Here is a 25,734-nt window from a genome sequence, read left to right as displayed (position 1 = left end):
ATCACCGAAGCGGGCGGCCGGGGATGCCGCCTCCGGCGTACCCGGGCGAAGCGGGACGGCCGCACATACGATGGGCAGGAGCCGGCGTGGTGACGACGGGGGCGCACCGGGCAGCCGATCCGAGCACGCGGGGTGACAGCCGCATGACACAGGCCGTGGAGCAGGCGCGGACCGTCATCATGACCGTGGACGACGATCCGGGGGTCTCCCGCGCCGTCGCCCGGGACCTCAGGCGGCGCTACGGCGGGTCGTACCGGATCGTGCGCGCGGAGTCCGGCGAGTCCGCGCTGGACGCGCTGAGCGAGCTGAAGCTGCGCGGTGACCCCGTCGCCGTCATCCTGGCCGACTTCCGCATGCCGCGGATGAACGGCATCGAGTTCCTCGAACGCGCCCTGGACATCCACCCGGGCGCCCGGCGGGTGCTGCTGACCGCGTACGCGGACACCGACGCGGCGATCGACGCGATCAACGTCGTCGACCTCGACCACTACCTCCTCAAGCCCTGGGACCCGCCCGAGGAGAAGCTGTACCCGGTCCTGGACGACCTGCTCCAGGTCTGGCGGGCCGGCGACTACCGGCCGGTGCCGAGCACGAAGGTGGTCGGGCACCGCTGGTCGGCGCGGTCCTCCCAGGTGCGGGAGTTCCTGGCCCGCAACCAGGTGCCGTATCGCTGGTACTCCTCGGACGAACCGGAGGGCAGGCGGCTGCTGACCGCGGCCGGGCAGGACGGTCAGCGGCTGCCGCTGGTGGTCACCCCGGACGGCACCCCGCTGCTCGAACCGGAGCCGGCCGAGCTCGCGGCCCACGTGGGGCTCGCGACGACACCGGCGGCCGACTTCTACGACCTGGTGGTGGTCGGCGGCGGCCCGGCCGGGCTCGGCGCGGCCGTCTACGGGGCCTCCGAGGGGCTGCGGACGGTGCTCGTGGAGCGCTCGGCGACCGGCGGGCAGGCGGGGCAGAGCTCCCGGATCGAGAACTACCTCGGGTTCCCGGACGGCGTCTCCGGCGCCCAGCTCACCGACCGGGCCCGACGGCAGGCGACGAGGTTCGGCGCGGAGATCCTGACCGCGCGCGAGGTGACCGGCCTGGAGATCTGCGGCGCGGCGCGGACCGTGCGGTTCTCCGACGGTTCGGCGGTCGCCGCGCACAGCGTGATCCTGGCGACGGGCGTGTCCTACCGGCAGCTTCCGGCACCCGGCGTGGAGGAGCTGACCGGGTGCGGGGTGTTCTACGGTTCGGCGCTGACCGAGGCGCCCGCCTGCCAGGGGCAGGACGTCTACATCGTCGGCGGCGCCAACTCCGCGGGGCAGGCCGCGATGTACCTGTCGCGGGGTGCGAAGTCGGTGACCCTGCTGGTGCGCGGGGCGTCGCTGGCGGCGTCGATGTCGTACTACCTGATCCAGCAGATCGAAGAGGCCTCCAACATCACGGTGCGCACGGGCACCGTCGTGGACGCCGCGCACGGCTCGGGCCATCTGGAGAAGCTGGCCCTGCGCGACACGGCCACCGGGGAGACCGAACTCGTCGACACGCAGTGGATGTTCGTCTTCATCGGCGCGGCGCCGCGGACCGACTGGCTGGACGGCACGGTGCTGCGGGACGGGCGCGGGTTCATCCTGTCCGGGCCCGACCTCACCGCCGACGGCCGGCCGCCCCCGGGGTGGGAGCTGGACCGGCCGCCGTACCACCTGGAGACCAATGTGCCCGGCGTGTTCGTCGCCGGTGACGCGCGGGCGGAGTCCGCCAAGCGGGTCGCGTCCGCCGTCGGAGAGGGAGCCATGGCCGTGTTGCTCGTCCACCGTTACCTGGAGCAGTCGTGAGCGGCAGGAGGATGCCGTGCGGCGCCGGTGAGATCGGCTCGCTGTTCCTGTTCGAGAAGCTCCGGCCCGAGCAGCTGGGCCGGCTGTGCGCCGAGGGGCGGGTGGAGATGTTCGAGCCCGGCCCGGTGTACACCGAGGGCGAGCCGGCCACCTGCTTCTACGTGATGATCGAGGGCACGGTGGTGCTCTCCCGCCGGGTCGGCGGCGACGACGTGGAGGTCACCCGGACCTCGCAGCGCGGGGTGTACTCGGGCGCCATGCAGGCGTACCTCGGGGACCGGCTGCGGCAGGTCTACATCAACTCGATGCGGGTCACGGAGCCGACGCGGTTCTTCGTGCTGCCCGCCGACGCGTTCGCGGACATCATGCGGGAATGGTTCCCGATGGCGGTGCACCTTCTGGAGGGGCTGTTCTTCGGGTCCAAGAGCACCCAGGCGGCCGTCGGGCAGCGTGAGCGGCTGCTCGCGCTCGGCTCACTGTCCGCCGGACTGACCCATGAGCTCAACAACCCCGCGGCGGCGGCCGTTCGGGCCACCGCCACGCTGCGGGAGCGGGTGGCCAAGATGCGGCGCAAGCTCGCCTTGATCGCCGAAGGACCGTTCACCCGGGACCAGTTGACCAGCCTCATGGAGATCCAGGAGCGTACGGCCGAGCGGGTCGCCAAGGCCCCGGATCTCAGCCCGCTCCAGGCCGCCGACCGCGAGGACGCGCTCACCGACTGGCTGGAGGACCACGGCATCGACCAGGGCCCGCAACTGGCGCCCACGTTCGTGCAGGCGGGCCTTGACGTCGACTGGCTGGAGCAGGTCGCGGCGGCCGTCGACGAGGAGATCCTGCCGGGTGCCGTGGGGTGGCTCAACTACACGGTGGAGACGGAGCTGCTGATGGACGAGATCGGGGACTCCACCACCCGGATCTCCCGTCTCGTGGACGCCGCCAAGCAGTACTCCCAGCTGGACCGTGCCCCCTACCAGGTCGCCGATGTGCACGAACTCCTCGACAGCACCCTGCTGATGCTGTCGGGCAAGATCGGTCCGCGTATCGAGGTCGTCAAGGAGTACGACCGTACGCTGCCGCGGATCCCCGCCTACCCGGCCGAACTCAACCAGGTGTGGACCAATCTGATCGACAACGCGGTGTGCGCCATGAACGGCGCGGGCGGCGAGGGCACCCTGACCGTGCGGACCGCGCTCCACGACGACCGGCTGCTGGTCGAGTTCCGGGACACCGGGCCGGGGGTGCCGCCGGAGATCCGGGACCGCATCTTCGACCCGTTCTTCACCACCAAGCCGGTCGGCCAGGGCACCGGACTCGGTCTTGACATCTCCTGGCGGATCGTCGCCAACAAGCACCACGGTGCCATCCACGTGGAGTCGGTGCCCGGCGACACCCGGTTCCAGGTGCTGCTGCCACTGACCGCCGGTGAAGGCGACGGACCGACGGCGGCCGGATCGCCGCTCACCGCCGAGGACCGCCCGACATCCGAGGAGCCGACATGACCCGTGACACCGGAATCGACCCGAGCGTGCCCCCCAGCGGCTCCGGCTGTGCCGAGTGCGACGCGGCCGGCGGCTGGTGGTTCCATCTGCGGCGCTGCGCCCGCTGCGGCCACATCGGCTGCTGCGACGACTCCCCCGGCAAGCACGCCACCGCCCACCACCGGGCCACCGGGCACCCGGTGATCCGCAGCTACGAGCCGGGCGAGGGCTGGTTCTGGAACTACGACACGAACGAGTTCTACGAGTCCGGACCCGCACTCGCGCCGCCCGAGAGCCACCCGGCGAACCAGCCGGCCCCGGGCCCGGAGGGACGCGTCCCGGCGGACTGGGCGGACACCCTGCGCTGAGCCGCGCCCCCTGCCGTACATGCGGATGCCCCGCCGCGGCGGGGCCATCCGGGTCACCGTGTTCGGACGGTCTGTCAGCGGCCGGCGGCCGGGGTGTTGGCGGCGGTGACGTTGACCGCGGCCCAGGCCCGGTCCACCGCCTTGTACTCGGTGCCGGTCGCGCCGTAGAGGTCCCTGGCCGCCTTCAGCGTCGCGACGCGCGCGTCGTGGAAGTCGGTCGTGGACACCATGTAGCGGGTCAGCGCCCGGTAGAACACGGCCGTGGCCTTGGTACGGCCGATGCCCTTGACCGGCAGTCCGTCGTAGGTCGGCGAGTTGTAGGTGACGGCGCCGATCCTCTTGCTGCCGCTGCCCTCGGCGAGCAGGTAGTACGCGTGCGAGGAGACACCGGAACCGGCGTGCACCTCGGTGAAGTACACCTCGGGCGACCAGTAGTCGATCGCGCCCTCGAGCCTGTCCAGGGACGGCCGGTCGAGCCGGCGCAGGAACTTCTGCGCCAGGCCCAGCTTCTCGCCGATCAGGTAGTTCGGCGGGTTCTTGGGGTTGTCGGCGTGGAACTCGACGCCGGAGCCGAAGATGTCGGCCAGTGACTCGTTCAGCGACCCCGGCTCGCCGTACTGGTTGCCGGCGGAGTCCACGAAGGTGGGTTCGAGTCCGGCGGTGGCGTCGACGACCCCGTGGGTGAGTTCGTGGCCGGTGACGTCGAGGGCGACGAGCGGCTTCTTGAACATCCCGCCGTCGCCGTCGCCGTACAGCATGCAGGTGCACGCCGGATCCCAGAACGCGTTCGCGACCTTGTTGCCGAAGTGGACCATGGCCTGGGCGCCCTTGCCGTTGTTCTTGATGCCCTTGCGCCCGAAGGACTTCTTGTAGAAGTCCAGGGTCCTGGTGATCCCGTACTGCGCGTCCACGGCGGCGCTGGCGCGGCTGGAGACGGCGCCGTTGCCCCACGTGTCGGTGGTGCTGGTGAACTTCGTACCCCGCGCGAAGTTCTCCAGCGGTTTGTTCTTGGCGTCCCGGGTCTCCGTGCCGTACCGGCTGGGGTCCTTCAGCAGGAAGCTCTTGCTCGCCGTCTGGGTGGTGGTCAGGGAGACCTTGCCCACGAACAGGGAGGAGCCGGTGCCCGTCGCGGTCCGCGGATAGCCGGCGGCCGTGGCCGACCGCGTCGCGGCGAGGGCGGCGGGCCGCGGGGTGTTGCCGGTGGCCGGGTCGAGCGTCTCGCCACGCCTGCGCAGGGTCTCGACCAGCCGGGGCGAGAGGAACCCGTCCCGGTCGGGCATGTCGCTGCGCACCTCGCCGGTGACGGCGTCGACGACGACGGTCCGGGAACCGCCGCTCCCGGTGGTCGCGGGGGCCGTGACCCGCACCTCGTAGGCGAGGGCGGAGGCGCCGCCGCGGGCGTCCACGACGAGCCGCGTGGTGCCCGCCTCTCCGTGGGCGGCCGAGGCGGCCCTGACCGCCGCCTGTCCCGGGGTCAGCGCGGCCCGGATGACGGCGGGCCGGACGGTGCGACCGGCGGCCCGGGTGACGCCGGTGTACCTCAGTTGCCGGTCGAGGTGGACGACGAGGTCGCCGCCGAGGACCGGCAGTCCCCGGTGGGTGCGTATGAACCGGACGTGGCGCGCGCCCTCGGGGTCGAGCAGCACGTCCCGGGCCCGCAGTTCGTCCCCCTGGGTGACGCCGGTCGCCGACGCGTGCGCGAAGGCCGCGGCGCCGGCGGCGGCCACCACCGAGTCGGTGGATGTGCCGGCGGACGACACGGTGTGGTCCCGCCCCCCGGCAGGGGCGGCCAGCGCCGGGCCGGCCAGGCCCGTGACGGCCGTCGCCACCGCGACGGCGAGCGCCACGGTGCGTATATGGGGTCTGTGCACTCTCGGGAGTTCCTTCGTTCGTGGCGGAGGCCCGGATCGCCGGCCGCCCGGGGATGACGCCGGTGCGCCATGGGAGCTGGTCGGGCCCCCGGGAGGGAACTCTCATGGATCGATCATGTGCATGTAAAGCACGAATGATCCATTCCGTGCGATACAGGACAATCCTTTGCCAATCCACCCCACTCAGTGATCGGCGAACGACCAACTGTGTGTCGTCCGTGGAGATGTGACCCGATGGGAGAAGGTTGCGCTGCCCGAATGTGATCGATCTCGCACGGATCACCGCGCGGACGGAGACGGGAGAGGAAACGTATGGCCTCACGAACGGTGTGCAGCGGTGCGGTACTCGGATCACTGGTGCTGGCCCTGCTGGCGGGACCGGCGCACGCGGCGGGCCACCGGCCCGGGACGGCGGCACCGGACGCGCTGCCCGCGCCGGACACGGCGGCACTGGGCACCCTCCTGCGCACGGCGCTGAAGCAGGGCGCGCCGGGCGCCATGGCGCGGATCGACGACCACCGCCTGTCCTACGACGACCACCCCACGGTCCACAAGGCCACGGAGGGAGTCGCCGACCGCAGGACCGGGGACTGGATCAACACGGCCGACCGGTTCCGCATCGGCAGCGTCACCAAGACCTTCTCCGCGGTCGTGCTGCTCCAACTGGCCGCCGAGGGCCGGGTGAAGCTCGACGACCCGGTCAACCGCTACCTGCCGGGACTGCTGCCCGACGACCGGATCACGGTGCGGCAGGTACTCGGCCACCGCAGCGGTCTGTACGACTACAGCGACGAGATGTTCGCCAGGACCGTGTCCGGCTTCGAGGCCGTGCGCACCAGGGTGTTCACCTACCGCCAGTTGCTCACCCTGTCCCTGAAGCACCCGCTCACGCACGCGCCCGGCACCGCCTACGCCTACTCCAACACCAACTTCGTCGTCGCCGGCCTGCTCATCGAGAAGCTGACCGGCCACTCGGTGCGCACCGCGTACGAGAACCGCATCATCAAGCCGCTGAAGCTGAGCGACACCTTCTACGTCCACCCCGCCACGAAGATCCCCGGCCGGTACGCGCACGGCTATCTCACCCCCGACGAGGCCGGGTCGCCCCTGGTCGACGCCACCGAGCAGACGATGTCCTGGGCGCAGAGCGCGGGCGCGCTCGTCTCCAGCACCCGCGACCTCAACACGTTCTTCTCGGCTCTGCTGGGCGGTCGGCTGCTGCCCCCCGCGCAACTGGACCAGATGGAGCGGTGGATCCCGGCGGGCACCGCCCAGGCGTACGGGCTCGGGCTGCGCCGCCGCGACCTGTCGTGCGGGGTGTCGGTGTACGGGCACACCGGCGCCGTGCAGGGCTACTACACCTACGCGTTCACGAGCAAGGACGGCCGACGCAGCCTGGCCGCGCTCGCCAACACCTCCAACAACGGCGCGGTGCACCTGACGATGCTGCGCACACTGGAGTCGGCGTTCTGCGGCAAGCGGACGAAGGTGCTCGGCACTGCCCAACTGCCCGGTGCGGCCCTGGAGAACGACCTCGCCCAGTGACCTTGGCGGAACGGGCGACTCCGGGCCAGGATGCCCGCATGAAGGGTGACCTGTTTTCCAGTGAGTACGTGGTGGGCCCCGCGACCGCGCCGGGCATGTCCGTCGAGAACTCCAAGTGCGTCAAGTACACGGTGGACGGCGAGATGTTCGCCCGCCAGGGCTCGATGGTGGCCTACCGCGGCGATCTGCGGTTCGAGCGCAAGGGCCAGGGCGTCGGCGGCATGCTCAAGCGCGCGGTCACCGGGGAGGGGCTGCCGCTGATGGCGGTGCGCGGGCAGGGCGAGGCCTGGTTCGCGCAGGAGGCCCAGAACTGCTTCGTCGTCGAGGTCGACCCGGGTGACGAGTTCACCGTCAACGGCCGCAACGTACTGTGCTTCGACGCGACGCTGTCGTACCAGATCAGGACGGTCAAGGGCTCGGGCGTAGCGGGCGGCGGGCTGTTCAACAGCGTGTTCACCGGGCAGGGGCTCCTGGGCCTGGTGTGCGAGGGCAGTCCGCTGGTCATACCGGTCACGCCGCGGCAGCCGGTGTACGTCGACACGGACGCAGTCGTCGGCTGGACCGCCCGCCTCCGGACGTCGCTGCACCGCTCGCAGTCGTTCGGCTCGATGCTGCGCGGCGGGTCGGGCGAGACGGTGCAGCTGATGCTGGAGGGCGAGGGGGTCGTCGTCGTCCGGCCGAGCGAGGCGACGCCGCACCGGCCGCAGCAGCACTGAGGGAGCCGGTCCCTCTCGCGGGCCGGGATCCGGCGAGACCTGTTGACCTGCGTGCCCCCGACAGGTGAGGGTCGGGTCGGCGCGGATCACCACCCCGCGCCGGAAAGGTGGACTGCCTTGATCGGCATCTCGGAGATCGAAACCGCGGCCGAGCGGATCGCCGGACACGTCGTGCGCACCCCGACCGTGCCGAGTCCCGGCCTGTCCGCGCTGCTCGGCGCCCCGGTGACCGCGAAGCTGGAGCTGTTGCAGCGCACGGGCTCCTTCAAGGCGCGCGGCGCGACGGCGCGACTGCTGTCGCTCGACGAGGCGGAGCGGGCCGCGGGCGTGGTCGCGGTCAGCGGCGGCAACCACGGGATCGCGCTCGCGGTGATGGCCGCCGCGCTGCATGTGAAGGCCACCGTCGTCATGCCGCGCTCCGCGCCCGCCCGGTCCGTCGCGATCGCGGAGGAGGCCGGGGCGTCGGTGCGGCTGACCGACGGCATGGACGAGGCGTTCGCCACGGCCGCACGGCTGCGGGACGAGGGGCTCACCCTGGTCCATCCCTTCGACGACGCGGTGGTGGTCGCCGGGCAGGGCACCGTCGGCCTCGAACTGGCCGCGGACGCCGGCGAGCTGACCGACGTGCTCGTCAGCATCGGTGGCGGCGGGCTGATCGCGGGCGTCGCCGCGGCGCTGCGCACGCTGCGGCCCGGGGTGCGGATCTGGGGCGTGGAGACCGAGGGCGCCCAGGCCATGTCCGAGGCGCTGGCGTCCGGTGGCCCGGTGCCGGTCGCCCTCTCCTCGATCGTGACGACGCTGAGCGCCCCGGCGGTGTCGCAGCTGACGTACGACCATGTCCGCGCCCTCGTCCACGAGGTGCTCGTGGTGCCCGACCGGGAGGCCGTGCGAGGCTGCCTCGACCTCGCCGAGCACGCCAAGGTCTGGGCCGAGCCCGCGGCGGGCTGCCTGCTGCCGGCCGCCCGGCACGTCCGGGAGCGGATGGGCCCGGACGTCCGGCTCGGCCTGGTGGTGTGCGGCGGCAACGCGGCGGTCGCCGACGTCATGTCCTGGGCGGACCGGTTCGGACTGCGCTGACACGCGCCCCCGGTCCCGGCCGTCGCGGCACGGGGAGATCCGGTCGGACGGCCGGGCATCTCCCGCGGATCAGGGGTACCAGAGGGGTCTACGTCCCGATGTCGTCCTCGGAGGGCCGAATTCGTGAACGCGTTGGTGCACAAGAGTCTCGTGGTGCAGTTGCAGGCGCACGGCACGGAGCGCTTCCCCGTGCTGGCGCACTTGGAGTACGACGCCGACGACCCGTTCGCCGTCACGGTCGTCTTCGCCCACGACGGGCGGGTGCTGGCCCGGTGGAGGGTGGACCGGGGCATGCTCGGCGAGGGGCTGACGAAGCCGGTCGGCGTCGGCGACGTCCGCTTCCGTCCCGTCGCGGACGGCCCGTCGGAGGAGCTGTGCATGGAGTTCTACGGCGACGCCCACGCCGACGGGGGCCGGCAGCACGCGGCGGTGTTCTTGTGGGCGTCCGCCGTCGCGGCCTTCCTGAGGGAGACCCATGCCGTGGTGGCGCCGGGCGAGGAGGAGGCCGGTGTCGACGACTTCCTCGCGGAGGTGCTCGCGGGGAGCTGAGCCAGGGCCGCTCGTTTGGATCATGCCGGGCTCGCCGGCCCTGGCACAGTGCCTCACCGGGTGGTGTGGCGGCGCCGGGTCCACAGGGGCAGCGCGAACCAGCACAGCAGGTACCAGGCCACCACCGCGGCAACCAGCCAGGACACGAACCCGCCGTGCGTCGCCACCCTGAGGATCAGCAGCAGGGAGGAGGTCATGGTGGCGAGCAGCAGGAGGAGACCGACGAAGGTCAGCCGTGAGGCCCAGGCCACGGCCTGGGGCTTGACCCGGCGCCCGGAGACCAGGCGGTGCAGGGACACCGGGCCGGTGAGCGCGCCGGTCGTCGCGGCACCGAGGACGACGGTGACGACGTAGATCACCTGGTCGGTGTGGCTCAGGTGGTCGTACTTCGGCTGGAACACGACGGTGAGCAGGAAGCCGAAGAGGATCTGCACACCCGTCTGGGCCACCCGCACCTCCTGGATGAGCTCCGCCCATCTGCGGTCGGCCCGCTCCTCCTCGGTCTCGTGGCGCCCCCAGCGCCCCGCGTCGCCGTCTCCCGTCACCGCCATTCCGCCTCCCGGCTTCCGGCCCCCGGAGCCGGCCCGCGTCCCGGGCCGGCCCCTGTGTCATGCGGGTTCCCCGGCGAGCCGTCTCCGACCCGCCGCTACCAGCGGACCTGCACCTGGTCCTTGATCCGGCGCTCGTAGAGGTCCCGGATCGCCGTGAGAGTCTCCTCGCCCAGCGGGGGCAGCTTCGCGGCGGCGGCGTTCGCGCGTGCCTGTTCCGGCGAGCGGGCGCCCGGGATGACCGTGGTGACGCCGGGCTGCTGGATGATCCAGCGCAGCGCGAGCTGGGCCGGGGTCCACCCCTCGGGGGCGAGCGCGGCGAACTCGGCCGCGGCCTCCACGCCCGTGGCGAAGTCGACGCCGGAGAAGGTCTCGCCCTGGTCGAAGGCCTCGCCGTGCCGGTTGAAGGTGCGGTGGTCGTCGGCGGCGAAGGCGGTGTCCTTGGTGTACTTGCCCGACAGCAGCCCGGAGGCGAGCGGGACCCGGGCGATGATGCCGACGCCCGCCTCCCGCGCCGCGGGCAGCACCTCGCGCAGCGGTTTCATGCGGAACGGGTTGAGGATGATCTGCACGCTCGCCACGTTCGGCCGGGCGATCGCCGTCAGCGCCTCGGCGCAGGTCTCCACGCTGACGCCGTAGGCGGCGATCCGCTCCTCCTCCACCAGGGTGTCCAGCGCGTCGAACACCGCGTCGCTGGAGTACACGGGGGTGGGCGGGCAGTGCAGCTGCACCAGGTCGATGCGGTCGACGCCCAGGTTGCGCCGCGAACGGTCGTTCCAGGCGCGGAAGTTGTCCAGGACGTAGTTCTCCGGGACCTGCTCGACGCGCCGGCCCATCTTGGTGGCGAGCAACACGTGGTGGTCCGGCCGGCTGCCGAGGAAGGTGGCGATGGCCGACTCGCTGCGCCCGTCGCCGTAGACGTCGGCCGTGTCGAAGAAGGTCACCCCCGACTCGGCGGCCGCCTCCAGTACGGAGACGGCTTCCTTGTCGTCCACGTCGCCCCAGTCGGCGCCCAGTTGCCAGGTGCCGAGCCCGACGACCGACGCGTGCTGGTGCGACCTGCCGAATTCACGTTCGTCCATGGCGACAGTCTGTCATCAGCCGTCCGCCCGCACGGAGCGGGCCGCTCCGGGTGCTCACCCGGGCAGGGGCGCCGGCGGCGACCGCTGGGGCCGGTGTCCCGTGCGTGCCGAACAGGCTATCCGGCGGCCGCCGTGCGGCACTCCGGGTGGCCCCAGCCCTGGTCGTTGCGGGCGATGGACTCGCCGGCCGCGTAGGAGCGGCCGCACGCGCAGCGGCCGGGGAACTTCGCCTTGATCGTGCGGGACGACGCGCCGCCGGCGCCCGGCCGCGCCGCCTTGGTCCCGTTCGCGCGGCGGCGCGGGGCGGCGGACGCGGGGGCGGCCGGCGGCGGCTCCGGCGAGCCGAGGGTGCTGCCCGCGGACTGCTGCACGCTCGCCGCCTGGCTGGCCGCCCGGTCGGCGAAGTCGTTCAGCGGGTCGCCGTCGACCTGGTGGGCGGGCACGTAGCGGAAGTCGACCGAGCGGCCCTGGAGCAGCTCGTCGATCCGCACGACCAGTTCCTGGTTGGCGACCGGCTTGCCCGCGGCCGTCTTCCAGCCGTTGCGCTTCCAGCCGGGCAGCCAGGTGGTCACGGCCTTCATCGCATACTGCGAGTCCATCCGCACCTCAAGCGGCACGTCCGCGTCGGTCGCCGTCAACAGCCGCTCCAGCGCGGTGAGTTCAGCGACGTTGTTGGTGGCGATGCCGAGTGCTCCCGCCTCCCAGCGGGCGGGGGTCCGGGCGTCGTCCGAGACGACCCACGCCCAGCCCGCCGGACCCGGATTTCCCTTCGACGCCCCGTCGCAGGCGGCCACCACACGTTCACGCATGGGCCCGATCATGCCACGCCGGCCGGGCCCTCCGGACCGCCGCCTAGGACACGTCCGCGGCCTGCGGCTTCTCCCCCTGCGTCGTGGTGATGTCGATCACCGAGAAGTTCGCACCCTGTGGATCGGTGAGCGCCGCGAACCGGCCGAAGGGGCTGTCGTGCGGGCCGAAGCGCAGCACACCGCCCCGCCCGGTGGCGGCGGCGACCGCCTCGTCGCAGTTCGCGACGGTGAAGTAGACGTTGATGTACGACGGCACCTCGGGCGGGAAGTCCTCCGTCATCGTCATCCGGCCGAGAACGGTCTCGCCGCCCACGTCGAACAGGCGGAAGTCGATCGCCTCGTCCTGGAGCTGCTTGGCGGTGTAGCCGAAGACGGCGGAGAGGAAGCTGTCGGCCTTCGCGGGCTCGCGGGTGAAGACCTCCGCCCAGCAGTAGGCGCCGGGAACCGCGGTCGCCTCGAAGCCCTCATGGATGCCGCCCTGCCAGACACCGAACACGGCGCCGCTGGGCTCCCGGGCCAGGCACATGGTGCCGAAGTCGCCGACCTGCATGGGCTCCATCAGCACCTCGCCGCCCTTGTCGCGGATCCTGCGGGCGGTGGCGGCGGCGTCCGGCGAGGCGAAGTACAGACACCACTGCGACTGCCCCTCCTGCCCGGGCATCGGCGGTACGACGGCGGCCACCGCCTTGCCGTCCGCGTAGGCCTGGGTGTAGTTGCCGTACTCCGACGAGGACTCGCCGAAGGTCCAGCCGAGGACGTCGGCGTAGAAGCTCTTGGCTCCCTCGAGGTCGCTGAACATCGCATCGGCCCAGCAGGGGGTTCCCTCGGGTCGTACCGCCATGGCCGCCGCCCTCTCCCGTTCGGTGATGTGTCCCGCCCTCACGCTAGTGACTCCCGGGTCCGGTCGCGCGCCGAGCGGGCCCGCCTGTTCCACACTGGGACGGACAGAGGTGTACCGGACAGGGGCGGACCGGGCGGCCTTCGGCGGACGGGGCGCGAGATGGCGGACGGCGGGATGACGGACGGCACGATGCGGGCGTGGACGGTGACCGGGCCCCGGCCGGTGGAGGAGGGTCCTCTGCGGCTGACGGCGAAGCCGGTTCCCGTGCCGGGGGACGACGAGCTGCTGGTGCACGTGCGGGCGTGCGGGGTGTGCCGCACCGATCTGCACGTGACCGAGGGCGATCTGCCGGTGCACAGGGCCGGGATCACGCCCGGCCACGAGGTCGTGGGCGTGGTCGCGGGCCGGGGGCGGGCGGTGAACGGCTTCGCGCCCGGCGACCGGGTGGGCGTGGCCTGGCTGCGCCGCACCGACGGCACCTGCGCGTACTGTCTGCGCGGCGCCGAGAACCTGTGCCCGGCCTCCCGGTACACCGGCTGGGACGCCGACGGCGGCTACGCCGAGTACACGACCGTCCCGGCCGCCTTCGCCTACCGGCTGCCCGGCGAGGTCGACGACGTCGCGCTCGCGCCTTTGCTGTGCGCGGGCATCATCGGCTACCGGGCGCTGCGCCGGGCCGCCCTGCCGCCCGGCGGACGCCTCGGCCTGTACGGGTTCGGCGGCAGCGCCCACCTGTGCGCGCAGGTGGCACTCGCGGAGGGCGCCAGGGTGCACGTCATGACCCGCGGGGCGGCCGCGCGGCGACTCGCTCTGGAGCTGGGCGCGGCCTCGGCCCAGGACGCGTACGCGGTGCCGCCCGAGCCGCTGGACAGCGCGATCCTGTTCGCCCCCGTGGGCGATCTGGTGCCCGTGGCGCTGCGGGCCCTCGACCGCGGCGGTGTCCTGTCCGTGGCCGGTATCCACCTGAGCGACACACCGCCGCTGCGCTACGAGAGCGAGCTCTTCTACGAGAAGGAGCTGCGCAGCGTCACCTCGAACACACGCGAGGACGGCCGGGACTTCCTCGCCCTGGCCGCCCGGCACGGGGTGCGCGCCACCACGCACGCCTATCCGCTCTCCCGGGCCCCGCAGGCACTGGAGGACCTCAAGGCCGGCCGCTTCGACGGGGCCGCGGTGCTGGTGAACGACCTGCCCTGACCGGGGCCCGCACCTCACGCCCGGCCCCTGCACAGGATGGCGGGGCCGGTCCACTCCCCCGGATGGGTGGACCGGCCCCGTCGCCCGCCGTCACTCGCCCGCGTACACCCTTTCCAGGGCGGCGATGTCGAGCTTGCGCATGGCGAGCATCGCCCGCGTGGTGCGGGCCGCCTTCTCGGCGTCGGGGTCGCCGATCATGTCGATGAGCTTGTCCGGGACCACCTGCCAGGAGACGCCGTACTTGTCCTTGAGCCAGCCGCAGGGGCCGGGCTCGCCGCCGTTCTCGGTGAGCTTGGTCCAGTAGTGGTCGATCTCCTCCTGGTTCTCGCAGTGGATCTGGAAGGAGATCGACTCGTTGAAGGTGAACTGGGGACCGCCGTTCAGCGCCACGAACTTCTGGCCGTTGGCCACGAAGTCGACCGCGATCACCGATCCGGCCGGGCCGGGCCCGGCCTCCGTGTAGCGGCCGATCCGCCCGATGGTGGAGTTCTTGAAGATCGAGACGTAGTGGTGGGCGGCTTCCTCGGCCTGGCCGTCGAACCAGAGACAGGTGGTGAATCCTTCGGTGGCCACGGGTTCCTCCTGGGGTGTGCGACGCGGTCATGTGTATCGACCGGCCCGCGCCGCGAAACTCATCGGCGCTTCCGGAGAAAATCCGCGGGCGCTTCGGCGGGCCGGAACCAGTGCCGCGGCAGGCACCGGTCGCCGGTGAGGGAGCGGCGTCGCCACTAGCATCGCGGGCATGACGACGTCACCGCCCGCCGACGGCATCCGGCCCTTCCGGCTCAGCGTCCCGCAGAGCGATCTGGACGACCTCCACGACCGCCTCGACCGCACCCGCTGGCCGGACGAGCTGCCGGACACGGGCTGGGACTACGGCGTTCCCGTCGACTACCTGCGCGAGCTCGTACGGTACTGGCGGCACGAGTACGACTGGCGGGCGGCCGAGGCGCTGCTGAACCGGTGGCCGCAGTTCACGACCACGATCGACGGGGCGAACGTGCACTTCGTCCACGTCCGCTCCCCGGAGCCGGACGCCACCGCACTGGTCGTCACGCACGGCTGGCCGGGATCGATCGTGGAGTTCCTCGACATCGTGGGCCCGCTCACGGACCCGGCCGCCCACGGCGGCGACCCGGCCGACGCCTTCCACGTCGTGCTGCCGACCATTCCGGGCTTCGGACTGTCCGGGCCCACCACCGAGCGGGGCTGGGAGGCGGGACGGGTCGCCGACGCGTGGGCCGAGCTGATGCGGCGGCTCGGTTACGAGCGGTTCGGCGCGCAGGGCGGCGACTGGGGCGCGATGATCTCCCGCGAGCTGGGCCGCGCCCACCCCGGCCGGGTGATCGGCGTGCACCTGAACCTGCTGCCGGGCGCACAGCAGTCCACCGAACCGACCGGGGAGGAGCTGGCCGGGCTCGGCTCGGAGGAGCGGGAGCGGACGCTCGCGTCGTGGCGGCGCTGGGAGGCCTGGCAGAGGGAGGGCACCGGCTACGCGATGCTGCACGCGACCCGCCCGCAGACCCTGGCGTACGCGCTGACCGACTCGCCGGTCGGCCAACTCGCCTGGATCGTCGAGAAGTTCCGCGAGTGGACGGACTCCGAGGAGCTGCCCGAGGAGGCCGTCGACCGCGACCGGCTGCTCACCGACGTGATGCTGTACTGGCTGACCGGGACGGCCGGTTCGTCCGCGCGGATCTACTACGAACGGGCGCACGCCTCCGGCCGGGCCGCCGCGCCCTCCGAGCCGTCGACCGCGCCGACCGCGCTCGCCGTCTTCCCGGCCGAGCTGCAACTCCCGTTGCGGCACCGGGCGGAGCGCACCGAGAACATCGTGCGGTGGACGCGGTTCGACCGGGGCGGGCACTTCGCGGCGATGGAGGAGCCGGACCTGCTGGTCGCGGATGTGCGGGCGTTCTTCCGGCAGTTGCGCGAGAAAGGCTGACCGGCCGCTCTGCCTGTGGCGAATCTGCCACGGGCAGAGAAACCGCACACGGCGGTGGCTCCGGGCCGACAGTGGGGTCGACGGCATCCGTGCACGACAAGGAGATCCGATGACCCCACCGACCGCGCTGCTCTCCCCCGGCGCGCTCGCGCCGCGCGCCGAGGAGCACGACATCCCGCCCAGCCGGTTCGACGACGACCTCGCGGCCGGGCTGCTCGCCCAGCGGATCGTGTTCCTGGGCACCCAGGTCGACGAGGTGTCGGCCAACCGGGTGTGCGCCCAACTGCTGCTGTTGTCGGCCGAGGACCCGCACACCGACATCGCCCTGTACATCAACAGCCCGGGCGGATCCGTCACCGCCGGGCTGGCCGTCTACGACACGATGCGGCTCATCCCCAACGACGTCTCGACGCTGGCGATGGGATTCGCCGCCAGCATGGGCCAGTTCCTGCTCGCGGTGGGTGCGCGCGGCAAGCGGTTCGCGCTGCCGAACGCGCGGATCATGATGCACCAGCCGTCGGCGGGCATCGGCGGCACCACCGCGGACATCGAGATCCAGGCGGAGAACCTGGAGCACACCAAGCGGACCATCGAGCGGATCACCGCCGAGCACACCGGGCAGAGCGAGGAGACGATCTCTCGGGACGGCGACCGGGACCGCTGGTTCACCGCCGAACAGGCCAGGGAGTACGGGATGGTGGACCGGGTGGTGGAGTCGCTCGCCGACATCCGCCCGGCCAACTCGCGCCGACGGATGGGGTTGTGACGTGGGGTCGTACACGGTTCCGTACGTGGTCGAGCGGACCGCGCAGGGTGAGCGGTCCTACGACGTGTTCAGCAGGCTGCTGAACGAACGCATCGTCTTCCTCGGCACCGAGATCGACGACGGCGTCGCGGGCGTCGTCATCGCCCAGCTGCTCCACCTGGAGTCGGCGGCCCCGGACCAGGAGATCGCGATCTACCTCAACTCGCCCGGTGGATCGTTCACTTCGCTGATGGCCATCTACGACACGATGACGTTCGTGCAGGCGCCGATCTCCACGTTCTGCGTGGGACAGGCGGCCTCCACGGCGGCGGTGCTGCTGGCGGGCGGGGACCCGGGGCGGCGGTTCGTGCTGGAACACGCCCGGGTGCTGCTGGGGCAGCCGGCCTCCGGCGGCCGGCAGGGCACGGTCTCCGATCTGGCGGTCCAGGCCAGGGAGATGAGCCGGATCCGCTCCCAGGTCGAGGAGGTGCTGTCCCGGCACACCGGCCACGACGCGGCGACTCTGCGCGCGGACATGGACCGCGACAAGGTGTTCACCGCCGAGGAGGCGGTGGCGTACGGGCTGGCCGACGAGGTGCTGAGCCGGCGCCTCGCACGGGTCTGACCCGCGCGGGCAGGCGCCTCGGACGGGTCCGGCTCGCGGCTCCGAGGCGCCGGCCCGGGTACGGCCGTCAGGCGGCCAGGCACAGTCCGTCGTGACGGGGGGCGGACGGGCCGCGGCCGCGCACGGCGCCGCTTCGTGCGGTCCGCGCCAGCTCGTCCTGGGCGAGTGAGAGCAGGTCGCCGAGGCCGAAGCCGAGCGCCTGCGCCGCGGCCGCGAGGACCTCCGAGGAGGCCTCCTTGCGGCCGCGCTCGACCTCCGACAGATACGGCATCGAGATCCGCGCCGCGTCCGCGACGTCCTTGAGTGTGCGCTCCTGCGCCTGCCGCTCGCGGCGCAGGACGTCGCCGACGAGATCGCGCCAGAGAGGTTCCCTGGGCGCGGCCGCCGGGGTGCTGCCCTGGGCGGGACGTCCGGATGCCGGACGGGACGGCCCCGGGCGCGCGGCCGGCGGGCGCAGGGGGATGACGCGGGCTTGGTTCGGCGCTCGTTCGCTCATCCCCTCAGCGTAGGAGTCCCGGACACGGGCGGAGGGGAGGGCGGTTGCGCCCTGGGTGAATTCGCGGCCGGAACTCCCCACCTCGTACCGGCGAATTCGCGCCGCCCGGCACACGAAGGGCATGTGCCGGGTCACTCCGGGTATCCGCAGCTCCAACGGCCCGGCAGGCAGGGAGCGGAGCACGACCCCCGAGGCCGGCGGCGCGCATACATTCCGGCGGGCCGGGTACCCGGGGGTCGCGCAACCGCTCGGTGCCGCCGGCGCCGGAACAGACGTACGCAGGCCGACGAGGCAGAGGGCGAACCGTGACTTACGTGGGAGAGGCGATGAACACCACCGTGATCCGGTCCGGGGCAGCGGTCGAGGAGACCCGGGAGGCCGTGACGGGTGGCGAGCCGCTGCCGGGGGTGGCGGATCCGCGGTCGGTCGCTCCGCGTGACGCGCGCGAGCTGTCCCGCCACTTCTTCCGGCGTCTGACGGAACTCGACGAGGGCACGCACGAGTACCAGTACGCCCGCAACACACTCATCGAGATGAACATGTCGCTGGTGCGGTTCGCGGCCGGCCGGTTCCGCAACCGCGGCGACGACATGGAAGACATCGTCCAGACCGGGATGATAGGCCTGATCAAGGCCATCGACCGGTTCGAGCTGTCGCGCGAGGTGGAGTTCACCTCCTTCGCCCTGCCCTACATCGTCGGCGAGATCAAGCGGTTCTTCCGCGACACCACGTGGGCGGTGCACGTGCCGCGGCGGCTTCAGGAGCTGCGGGTGGAACTGGCCCGGGCGCGCGAGGAGCTGTCCAGCCGCCTGGACCGGGACCCGACGGTGGCCGAACTCGCCACGCTCATGAACATCTCCGAGGACCAGGTGGTCGAGGCCCAGATCGCCTCCAACGGCTACAACTCCGCGTCGCTGGACGCCGCTCTCACCGGTGAAGGACCCGAGGACGGCGAGGCGGTGCTCGCCGACTTCATCGGCGTGGAGGAGGACGGGATCAGGCTGGTCGAGGACTTCCACTCCCTCGCGCCGCTGGTGGCCGGGCTCAGTGAACGCGACCGGCAGATCATCCATCTGCGGTTCGTGGAGGAGGCCACCCAGGCGGAGATCGGCGAACGGCTCGGCTGCTCGCAGATGCACGTCTCCCGGCTGATCAAGCGGATCATCACCCAGCTGCGCCAGGGCATGCTCGGCGAACTGGGCTGCGCCTGACGCCTCCTGCCGGACCCCCGCCAGACCCTGGGGGACGCCCGCGCGGGCCGCGCGCCGGTCACTCCCCGCCGAGCTCGACCAGTGCGCGGACCCGCTTGCCCACCGGGACGCGTTCCACGGTCACTTCCTGCGCCAGCGCGTGCACGATCTCCAGGCCGTGCCGGCCCACGCGCCGCGGATCCCGGGGGAAGCGCCGGGGCAGTACGGCGCTGCTGTCGTACACACACACGTTCACCGCGCTGTCCGTACCCTCCAGTTCCAGGATGTACGGCCCGTCGCTGTGCCGGTCGGCGTTGGTGACCAGTTCGCTGACCACCAGCAGGAGCGCGTCGCCGCAACGGCGGCCGATCTCGGCGCACCACTCGGTCCTGAGCTGGTCCAGGAAGTGCGCGGCGAAGGAACGCGCCTCGGCGATGCAACCCGGTTCGCCGGTGTAGTGCGTCGCCCGCCGGAGCGGTTCCACGGGAACGTCGAAGCCAGTCGCTATCACTGCCCCGTCCAGATGGTCGGTCATGCGTGTCTCTCTCGGAAGCCGGCCAGGCCGGACACTGCTGCATGTGTGCTGTTACCCCGAGCCGCGCCCGGCAGTCCCCGCCCGCCGGCGGACGCGGACGGACCTTCCGGCAGGCGCGGCGCCGGGGCCCTGCATAGCGTTGCGGTGTGAGCCCCGTGAGCCCCCCGGTCCCGTCGGCGGCCCGCCACGGCTGGGCACAGGCCCTGGCCACAGTACTGGCCGCGGTGGTGGGCATGGGTGTGGTCGCCGCGCTCGGGCTGTGGGCGGCCGGTGCGGCGAGCCTTCCCGACAACGCCTTCCCCCGGGTGGTCGCCGCGACCCTGGTGACGGCGGTCGGCGGCAGCGTGGAGCTGTCGGGCGACGCGGGCGACCTCGCCCGGACCCACGCGGGCATCACGGTGATGCCGCTGTCGGTCACGCTCGCCGGCGCGCTCGTCGTCGCCGCGGGCTTTCTGCGGCCGCTGCGGCATCGTGCGGTGGCCGGGACGCGGGAACTGGCCGGGTGGGCCGCCCGGATCGCCGTCCTGTGGCTGCTCGCCCTGATCGGTCTGGCGCTGGGTGCCCGGCAGACCTTCGCCATCGACCTGGGCGACGGGGTGCTCGGCGTCATCGGCGGCCTGTTCGGCGCCGCGCCGGAGGTCGGCTTCGCCGCGCAGGTGCCGCTGACCGTGGTCTTCGGGCTGCTGTGGCTGGCGGGCGTGCTGGTGCTGGCCCTGCTGGTGGCACCCGGGGCACCGTTGCCGTCGCGGCTGCTGCGATGGCGGGAGCCGGTGCGTCCGGCGGCGTACGCCATGGTGGCCCTGCTGCTCGCGTGCGTGGCTGTGGGACTGGTCGTCGCGCTCGTGACGGCGGCCACCCGCGGGCGCCCGGCGGAGCACTTCGCCGTGATCCTGCTCGGGCTGCCGAACGTGGTCTGGCCGGTGTTCACCATCGGCCTGGGGGCCACCTGGGACGGCCGGGTGGACGGCCCGTTCGGGCTGCCGATGCCGCACCTGCTCGACGAGGTGCTGCGCACTCCGGACGTCTCCACGCTCAACCTGGGCACGCTCGCCGAGCACGACGGGCGGGTGTGGTGGCTGGTGGCCGTGGACGCGGTGCTGCTGCTGGGTGCCGCGTTCCTGATGGCCGCGCGTTCCCCGGCCGGGACGCCGGCCTGGCGGCACGCCCTGCGCATGGCCGTCGCCCTGGTGCTGACGGTCCTGACGATCTGTGCCGTGGGCCGGATCTCCGCGCACTACGGTCTGTCGCTCCTCGGCATCGGCGAGGTGGGCGGCAACCTCTCGGGAGAGCTGCTGCTGCGTCCCCGGTTCTGGAGCGCGCTGGGTCTCGCCGCCCTGTGGGGTCTGGTCACGGGCTTCCTGGGGGCTCTGCCGGCGCACCGGTCACGTCACCGGGCGGTCAGGCCATCGGCATGACGAGCGCGGGCAGGGTCCGGTGCATGCGCAGGGCGTCCACCGACTCGGCGAGCAGTTCGTACTCCGTGGTCTCGTCGCCGACGGCGATCCGCACCAGCCTTCCCTCGGTCAACTCGTCGGCCGCGATCTCCTGTTGAGCCGCGTCGGCGCACCAGGCCCGCAGGATGCCGGGGACGTCGGGCACGGACTCCGGGACCGGGACCAGAGCACCCGGCGGGACATGGGGGGTGTCGGGGCCGGGGTCGAGCCGCTCGGCGATCCAGGAGGCGCGGTCGCGCAGCCACCACAGGGCCAGCGCCAGGGTGGGCGCCCGGTAGGTGCCGAGCGGTACGCCGATGCGGCGGCCGTCGCACACCCCGTACGCGGTGACATGGCACAGGAATTCGTCGTGCACTGCTCCTCCCCCGTAGCGTCGCCGGCCGGCCGGCCCGCCTCGCCCTGCGTACGGCTTTTATGCGGTGAAGTGCCCCTGAATTCGAGTATGTTCACTACTGAACCACTGTCACCACGACTTTCCAGCCAGTCTCCTGGCATATTCATCACGCCAGGTGGCCGAAAGCGCGACAGTCCGTGACCACGCGGGCATGACCCGCGCGGTGATCGACTCCGGCGACACCCGCGCGGCAGGGTGGTCCCATAGGGTCGCCGATCACCGGCACCCGGGCTCCGACCAGCGTTGACGACCTCGATGGAGGTTGATTCAGCATGTCCGCGCAGTCCGACCGGTACACGATCGCCGTCACCCGCTGCTTCGAGGCCTGGAACGCGCCGGACGCCCAGGCCCGGGCGAAGGCGGTTGGCCGACGCCTGGACCCCGGACGGCAGCTGCACCGCTCCTCCCCCAAGCTCTTGGAGCAGGGGGGACCCCAGCCGACGCCGGCGGCCACGAGGAGATCACCGCCGTCATCACCGCCGCCCGCGAGCAGTTCACCGAGTTCGCCTTCCGGCTCACCGGCGCCGTCGACGGGCACCACGACACGGCACGCTTCTCCTGGGAGCTGGTGAGCGAGGCCGGAGGTACCCCTCCGGGGGAGGCTCCGCGCCGGTCGCCGGGTCCGACGTGGTCACCCTGGACGGCGACGGCAGGATCCGGACCGTCCTCGGCTTCGTCGGCCGGGTACCCGCCGGGGCATGAGGCGACCGGGTGCCCGCCCGGGCATGAGGGCCGGCCCCGGCGGAGCGTCCGCCGGGGCCGGTACGAGCGCGCTTCCGGCCCGTGTCGTGGGCCGGAGGTGTCCTACGGCGCGACGACCGCGTCGATACGGGCCAGCTCCTCCGCGTCGAAGTCCAGGGACCGCGTCGCGGCGACGCTGTCCTCCAGTTGCCGCGGGCTGCTCGCGCCGACCAGGGCCGAGGTGACCCGTCCGCCGCGCAGCACCCAGGCCAGCGCCATCTGCGCCAGGGACTGCCCACGGGACTTGGCGATCTCGTCCAGCGCGCGCAGCCTGCCCACCAGTTCGCCGGTCAGCGCGGCGGAGTCGAGGAAGGGGCTGTCGCTCGCCGCCCGGGAGTCCTCGGGGATGCCGTCGAGGTAACGGGCGGTGAGCAGGCCCTGCTCCAGCGGGGAGTAGGCGATGGAGCCGACCTGGAGCTCGTCCAGGGTGTCCAGGAGGCCCTCGTCCTCGGGGCGCCGGTCGAGCATCGAGTAGCGGGGCTGGTGGATCAGCAGCGGGGTGCCCAGTTCGCCCAGGATCCGGGCGGCCTCACGGGTCTGCTCCGGGGAGTAGTTGGAGACGCCGACGTAGAGCGCCTTGCCCTGCTGGACCGCCGAGTGCAGGGCACCCATGGTCTCCTCCAGCGGGGTGTCCGGGTCGGGGCGGTGCGAGTAGAAGATGTCGACGTACTCCAGGCCCATCCGCTTCAGGCTCTGGTCGAGCGAGGACAGCAGGTACTTGCGGGAACCCCATTCGCCGTACGGGCCGGGCCACATCAGGTAGCCGGCCTTGGTGGAGATCACCAGCTCGTCGCGGTACGGCACGAAGTCGGCGCGGAGCGCGTCGCCGAGGGCGGACTCGGCGGCGCCGGGCGGCGGGCCGTAGTTGTTGGCCAGGTCGAAGTGGGTGACGCCGAGGTCGAAGGCGCGGCGCAGGATGGCGCGCTGGGTGTCGACCGGGCGGTCCGGGCCGAAGTTGTGCCACAGGCCGAGCGACAGCGCGGGGAGCTTCAGGCCACTGCGTCCGGTGCGCCGGTAGGGCATGTCCGCGTAACGGTCGGGGTGGGCGGTGAACAACGCGACTCCATCAGGGTTGGCACGGGGGTGAACGGTTCCGGCGGAACCGGTGTCCCCACTCTCGCGCGCCCCGTGGACAGCGGTCCAACAGGAGAATCCGATGGGATTCAACGACTAGGCTGCTCAATCATGGAACTGCGTCATCTCCAGCACTTCGTCGCGGTCGCCGAGGACCGGCACTTCACGCGGGCGGCGGAACGCCTGATGGTCTCCCAGTCGGGGCTCTCGGCGTCGATCCGGGCGCTGGAGCGGGAGTTGCAGACCTCCCTGTTCGTGCGCACCACGCGCCGGGTGACGCTCACGGAGGCCGGACGTGCGCTGCTCGGCGAGGCGCAGCGGATCCTGGCGCAGGTGCGGGCGGCGCACGAGGCGGTGGCGGCGGTGCAGGGCGTGCTGCGCGGCACGCTCTCGCTGGGCACCGAGCAGTGCATCGCCGGGGTGCACGTGGCCGGGTTGCTCGCCGCGTTCCGGCGGCGGCATCCGGATGTGGAGATACGGCTGCGGCAGACGGGTTCGGGAGCGCTGGCGGAGGAGGTCGCGGCCGGCCGGCTCGACCTGGCGTTCGCCTACCGGACCCGCGCGGACACCGACCAGTTGCGCTCGGTGTCCCTGGCCGGCGAGCCGATGACGGTGCTGTGCCACCCGGGGCACCGGCTCGCGTCGGCCGAGGCCGTCCTGACGCCGCGGGACCTGGACGGCGAGGTCTTCGTCGACTTCCACCCGGACTGGGGGCCGCGCCGCACCACCGACGCCGCCTTCGCCGCCGCGGGCGTCCGGCGCACGGTGGCCCTGGAGGTCAACGACGTGCACAGCCTGCTCGACCTGGTCGACGAGAACCTGGGCATCGCCGTCGTCCCCCGGCACTTCCGGCACAAGCGGCCCTCGCTCACCGCGGTGCCGCTCAAGGGCGCCGCGGAGACGGAGTACGAGACCGTCGCCCTGCTGCCGTCCGAACAGGCCACCAGTCCGGCGGCCCGCGCCCTGATCACCCTGCTCGGGCCGGAAGAGCCCGGCACCGTCTGACGGAGACCGTGTTCCGGACGCGGGACGGGGAGTGATGCGCCAAGGTGGGCGTATGCATGCGAAGGACATCCTCATCGAGGGCTACGGCCGCATCCGGGAAGGGGTCCATGCCGTCGTCAGCGGCCTGCCGGCCGCATGGCTCAACGCCCGTCCCGCCGCCGACGCCAACTCCGTGACCTGGCTCGTCTGGCACCTCGCGCGCGTGCAGGACGACCATGTCGCCGACGCCTTCGGTCTCGACCAGGTGTGGCTGGCGCGGGACTGGCAGAAGCGCTTCGGGCTCCCCCTGAACCGCCGCGACACCGGCTACGGGCACAGTCCGGCGCAGGTCGCGGAGGTGCGGGTCGACTCCGGTCAGCTGCTGACCGGCTACTACGACGCCGTGCACGAGCAGACCCTGACGGCCCTGCGCCAAGTGACCGCCAAGGACCTGGAAAGCGTCGTCGACGAGGGCTGGGACCCCCCGGTCACGCTGGGCGTGCGCCTGGTCAGCGTCCTGTCCGACGATCTCCAGCACGCCGGACAGGCCGCCTACGTCAGGGGGCTGCTTCAGAGTGCGGACTCGTAGCCCGGCAGCACCACGTCGCGGATCAGGCTCACCCGCTCGTCGAAGGGGATGAACGCGCTCTTGACGGCGTTGACCGTGACCGTGCGCAGGTCCTCGACCGTCCAGCCCGCCTGCTCGACCAGCAGCGACATCTCGCGGGTCATCGTGGTGCCGGACACCAGGCGGTTGTCGGTGTTGAGGGTGACCCGGAAGCCGAGGTCCTTCAGCGCGGTGATGGGGTGCTCGGCGATCGAGGTGGCGGCGCCGGTCTGGAGGTTGGAGGTCGGGCACATCTCCAGGGCGATCCGGCGGTCGCGCACCCAGCCGGCCAGCGGCCCCAGCTTGCCGTCGACGATGTCCTCGGTGATGCGCACGCCGTGCCCGATGCGCAGGGCGCCGCACACCTGGAGGGCCTGGTGGATGCTGGGCAGGCCGTGCGCCTCGCCGGCGTGGATGGTGAACGGCACGCTCTCGCGGCGCAGATGCTCGAACGCGTCCAGGTGGTCGGCGGGCGGGAAGCCGTCCTCGGCGCCGGCGATGTCGAAGCCGACGACACCGGCGTCGCGGTGGGCGACGGCCAGGTCGGCGATCTCCCGGGTGCGGTCGAACATCCGCATGCCGCACAGCAGCGTGCCGACCCGGACGGGCGTGCCCTGGGCCGCCGCCTTGGCCATGCCCGCCGCGAGGCCCTCCTGGACGGTCTCCACGACCTCGGTGAGGGTCAGCCCGCCGTTGACCATCAGTTCGGGGGCGTAGCGGACCTCGCCGTAGACGACGCCGTCCTCGGCCAGGTCCAGGACGTACTCCTCGGCGGTGCGCAGCAGGCCCTCGCGGGTCTGCATCACGGCGAGGGTGTGCTCGAAGGTGGCTATGTAGCGGACCAGGTCGCCGGAGTTGGCCGCGTCGTAGTACCAGGCGGCGAGCTCGGCGGGGTCGGTGGTGGGCAGGGTGTGGCCGACCGCGTCCGCGAGTTCCACGACGGTGGCGGGGCGCAGGCCGCCGTCGAGGTGGTCGTGCAGCACGGCCTTGGGGAGCCGGCGGAGGGTGTCGGTGTCGATGCGGGGCGCGGTCATGGGGCGTTT

General features: G+C 72.4%; 26 protein-coding genes and 1 pseudogene. 16 read left to right on the top strand and 11 right to left on the bottom strand.

Features of this window, described 5'->3' with window-relative positions:
- Positions 1–143 precede the first annotated feature (143 nt).
- The 3 genes from TNCT6_RS31435 to TNCT6_RS31425 are packed head-to-tail and all read left to right on the top strand — an operon-like array spanning position 144 to position 3,666.
- Entirely contained in the window at positions 144–1,820 is a 1,677-nt protein-coding gene (locus TNCT6_RS31435; protein WP_141364428.1) for an FAD-dependent oxidoreductase, read from the top strand.
- 11 nt (positions 1,821–1,831) lie between these two features.
- Positions 1,832–3,319 carry an ATP-binding protein gene (locus TNCT6_RS31430; protein WP_172633254.1) on the top strand — a complete coding sequence of 496 codons (1,488 nt, stop codon included), beginning with the start codon at positions 1,832–1,834 and terminating at the stop codon, positions 3,317–3,319.
- Entirely contained in the window at positions 3,316–3,666 is a 351-nt protein-coding gene (locus TNCT6_RS31425; RefSeq protein WP_141364424.1) for a UBP-type zinc finger domain-containing protein, read from the top strand. Before TNCT6_RS31430 ends, TNCT6_RS31425 begins: the two co-directional genes overlap by 4 nt.
- Before the next feature lie 74 nt (positions 3,667–3,740).
- Here TNCT6_RS31425 and TNCT6_RS31420 read toward each other — a convergent pair whose 3' ends face one another.
- On the bottom strand, positions 3,741–5,537 hold the full coding sequence (locus TNCT6_RS31420) for a M4 family metallopeptidase (RefSeq protein ID WP_141364422.1): 1,797 nt from the start codon (positions 5,535–5,537) through the stop codon (positions 3,741–3,743).
- Positions 5,538–5,849: 312 nt separating this feature from the next.
- Here TNCT6_RS31420 and TNCT6_RS31415 point away from each other — a divergent pair, with 312 nt between their 5' ends.
- From TNCT6_RS31415 to TNCT6_RS31400, 4 genes are all read left to right on the top strand, one after another.
- The gene (locus TNCT6_RS31415) at positions 5,850–7,082 is read left to right on the top strand and encodes a serine hydrolase (protein ID WP_141364420.1); all 1,233 of its coding nucleotides are present in this window, start codon (positions 5,850–5,852) and stop codon (positions 7,080–7,082) included.
- Between the two features lie 38 nt (positions 7,083–7,120).
- On the top strand, positions 7,121–7,798 hold the full coding sequence (locus TNCT6_RS31410; RefSeq protein WP_141364418.1) for an AIM24 family protein: 678 nt from the start codon (positions 7,121–7,123) through the stop codon (positions 7,796–7,798).
- A gap of 117 nt (positions 7,799–7,915) precedes the next feature.
- The gene (locus tag TNCT6_RS31405; RefSeq protein WP_141364416.1) at positions 7,916–8,875 is read left to right on the top strand and encodes a threonine/serine dehydratase; all 960 of its coding nucleotides are present in this window, start codon (positions 7,916–7,918) and stop codon (positions 8,873–8,875) included.
- A 123-nt stretch (positions 8,876–8,998) separates the two neighbouring features.
- The gene (locus TNCT6_RS31400; RefSeq protein ID WP_141364414.1) at positions 8,999–9,424 is read left to right on the top strand and encodes an SsgA family sporulation/cell division regulator; all 426 of its coding nucleotides are present in this window, start codon (positions 8,999–9,001) and stop codon (positions 9,422–9,424) included.
- Between the two features lie 53 nt (positions 9,425–9,477).
- On the opposite strand, the gene TNCT6_RS31395 is transcribed toward TNCT6_RS31400, so the two are convergent.
- The 4 genes from TNCT6_RS31395 to TNCT6_RS31380 form a co-directional block, all read right to left on the bottom strand.
- Entirely contained in the window at positions 9,478–9,975 is a 498-nt protein-coding gene (locus TNCT6_RS31395; protein ID WP_141364412.1) for a DUF6328 family protein, read from the bottom strand.
- Between the two features lie 95 nt (positions 9,976–10,070).
- The gene (locus TNCT6_RS31390) at positions 10,071–11,054 is read right to left on the bottom strand and encodes an aldo/keto reductase (protein WP_141364410.1); all 984 of its coding nucleotides are present in this window, start codon (positions 11,052–11,054) and stop codon (positions 10,071–10,073) included.
- A 116-nt stretch (positions 11,055–11,170) separates the two neighbouring features.
- Positions 11,171–11,875: a ribonuclease H gene (locus tag TNCT6_RS31385; protein WP_141364408.1), complete on the bottom strand. Its 705-nt coding sequence runs from the start codon at positions 11,873–11,875 to the stop codon at positions 11,171–11,173.
- Between the two features lie 31 nt (positions 11,876–11,906).
- A complete protein-coding gene (locus TNCT6_RS31380; RefSeq protein ID WP_141366976.1) occupies positions 11,907–12,704 on the bottom strand; it encodes a VOC family protein in 798 nt (265 codons plus the stop codon).
- Between the two features lie 189 nt (positions 12,705–12,893).
- On the opposite strand from TNCT6_RS31380, the gene TNCT6_RS31375 reads away from it, so the two are divergent.
- Positions 12,894–13,901: a zinc-binding alcohol dehydrogenase family protein gene (locus tag TNCT6_RS31375; RefSeq protein WP_216372859.1), complete on the top strand. Its 1,008-nt coding sequence runs from the start codon at positions 12,894–12,896 to the stop codon at positions 13,899–13,901.
- 90 nt (positions 13,902–13,991) lie between these two features.
- Here TNCT6_RS31375 and TNCT6_RS31370 read toward each other — a convergent pair whose 3' ends face one another.
- Positions 13,992–14,474 carry a VOC family protein gene (locus TNCT6_RS31370; protein WP_141364404.1) on the bottom strand — a complete coding sequence of 161 codons (483 nt, stop codon included), beginning with the start codon at positions 14,472–14,474 and terminating at the stop codon, positions 13,992–13,994.
- Positions 14,475–14,643: 169 nt separating this feature from the next.
- Here TNCT6_RS31370 and TNCT6_RS31365 point away from each other — a divergent pair, with 169 nt between their 5' ends.
- The 3 genes from TNCT6_RS31365 (at position 14,644) to TNCT6_RS31355 (ending at position 17,216) form a co-directional block, all read left to right on the top strand.
- Positions 14,644–15,846 (top strand): epoxide hydrolase family protein, encoded by a 1,203-nt coding sequence (locus TNCT6_RS31365; protein ID WP_141364402.1) that lies wholly within the window; start codon positions 14,644–14,646, stop codon positions 15,844–15,846.
- A 109-nt stretch (positions 15,847–15,955) separates the two neighbouring features.
- Positions 15,956–16,612 carry a ClpP family protease gene (locus TNCT6_RS31360; protein WP_141364400.1) on the top strand — a complete coding sequence of 219 codons (657 nt, stop codon included), beginning with the start codon at positions 15,956–15,958 and terminating at the stop codon, positions 16,610–16,612.
- Position 16,613: 1 nt separating this feature from the next.
- Positions 16,614–17,216, top strand: coding sequence for a ClpP family protease (locus tag TNCT6_RS31355; RefSeq protein ID WP_141364398.1), 603 nt, complete (start codon positions 16,614–16,616; stop codon positions 17,214–17,216).
- 67 nt (positions 17,217–17,283) lie between these two features.
- Here the strand turns inward: TNCT6_RS31355 and TNCT6_RS31350 are convergent, their stop codons facing one another.
- On the bottom strand, positions 17,284–17,712 hold the full coding sequence (locus tag TNCT6_RS31350) for a helix-turn-helix domain-containing protein (RefSeq protein WP_141364396.1): 429 nt from the start codon (positions 17,710–17,712) through the stop codon (positions 17,284–17,286).
- Between the two features lie 326 nt (positions 17,713–18,038).
- Between TNCT6_RS31350 and TNCT6_RS31345 the strand changes: the two genes are divergently transcribed.
- The gene (locus tag TNCT6_RS31345) at positions 18,039–18,923 is read left to right on the top strand and encodes an RNA polymerase sigma factor SigF (RefSeq protein WP_141364394.1); all 885 of its coding nucleotides are present in this window, start codon (positions 18,039–18,041) and stop codon (positions 18,921–18,923) included.
- Positions 18,924–18,981: 58 nt separating this feature from the next.
- Here the strand turns inward: TNCT6_RS31345 and TNCT6_RS31340 are convergent, their stop codons facing one another.
- Positions 18,982–19,437: an ATP-binding protein gene (locus tag TNCT6_RS31340; protein WP_141364392.1), complete on the bottom strand. Its 456-nt coding sequence runs from the start codon at positions 19,435–19,437 to the stop codon at positions 18,982–18,984.
- Between the two features lie 233 nt (positions 19,438–19,670).
- On the opposite strand from TNCT6_RS31340, the gene TNCT6_RS31335 reads away from it, so the two are divergent.
- Positions 19,671–20,852: a streptophobe family protein gene (locus tag TNCT6_RS31335; RefSeq protein WP_253266470.1), complete on the top strand. Its 1,182-nt coding sequence runs from the start codon at positions 19,671–19,673 to the stop codon at positions 20,850–20,852.
- Here the strand turns inward: TNCT6_RS31335 and TNCT6_RS31330 are convergent.
- Positions 20,836–21,246, bottom strand: coding sequence for a hypothetical protein (locus TNCT6_RS31330; RefSeq protein WP_141364389.1), 411 nt, complete (start codon positions 21,244–21,246; stop codon positions 20,836–20,838). The two genes, TNCT6_RS31335 and TNCT6_RS31330, sit on opposite strands and share 17 nt — an antisense overlap.
- A 311-nt stretch (positions 21,247–21,557) precedes the next feature.
- Between TNCT6_RS31330 and TNCT6_RS41230 the strand changes: the two are divergent.
- Positions 21,558–21,987 (top strand): annotated as a pseudogene (locus TNCT6_RS41230) (nuclear transport factor 2 family protein).
- Between the two features lie 102 nt (positions 21,988–22,089).
- Here TNCT6_RS41230 and mgrA read toward each other — a convergent pair.
- Entirely contained in the window at positions 22,090–23,082 is a 993-nt protein-coding gene (mgrA, locus tag TNCT6_RS31320; protein WP_141364387.1) for an L-glyceraldehyde 3-phosphate reductase, read from the bottom strand.
- A gap of 129 nt (positions 23,083–23,211) precedes the next feature.
- Between mgrA and TNCT6_RS31315 the strand changes: the two genes are divergently transcribed.
- Positions 23,212–24,105, top strand: coding sequence for a LysR substrate-binding domain-containing protein (locus TNCT6_RS31315; protein ID WP_141364385.1), 894 nt, complete (start codon positions 23,212–23,214; stop codon positions 24,103–24,105).
- Positions 24,106–24,157: 52 nt separating this feature from the next.
- A complete protein-coding gene (locus tag TNCT6_RS31310) occupies positions 24,158–24,673 on the top strand; it encodes a DinB family protein (RefSeq protein ID WP_141364383.1) in 516 nt (171 codons plus the stop codon).
- On the opposite strand, the gene TNCT6_RS31305 is transcribed toward TNCT6_RS31310, so the two are convergent.
- Positions 24,655–25,725: an adenosine deaminase gene (locus TNCT6_RS31305; protein WP_141364381.1), complete on the bottom strand. Its 1,071-nt coding sequence runs from the start codon at positions 25,723–25,725 to the stop codon at positions 24,655–24,657. The two genes, TNCT6_RS31310 and TNCT6_RS31305, sit on opposite strands and share 19 nt — an antisense overlap.
- Between the last annotated feature and the right edge of the window lie 9 nt (positions 25,726–25,734).

Origin of the sequence: Streptomyces sp. 6-11-2, assembly GCF_006540305.1 — a bacterium.
GTDB lineage: Bacteria > Actinomycetota > Actinomycetes > Streptomycetales > Streptomycetaceae > Streptomyces.
Note: the sequence above shows the minus strand (reverse complement) of the source record. Positions and strands in the feature narration are given on the sequence as shown.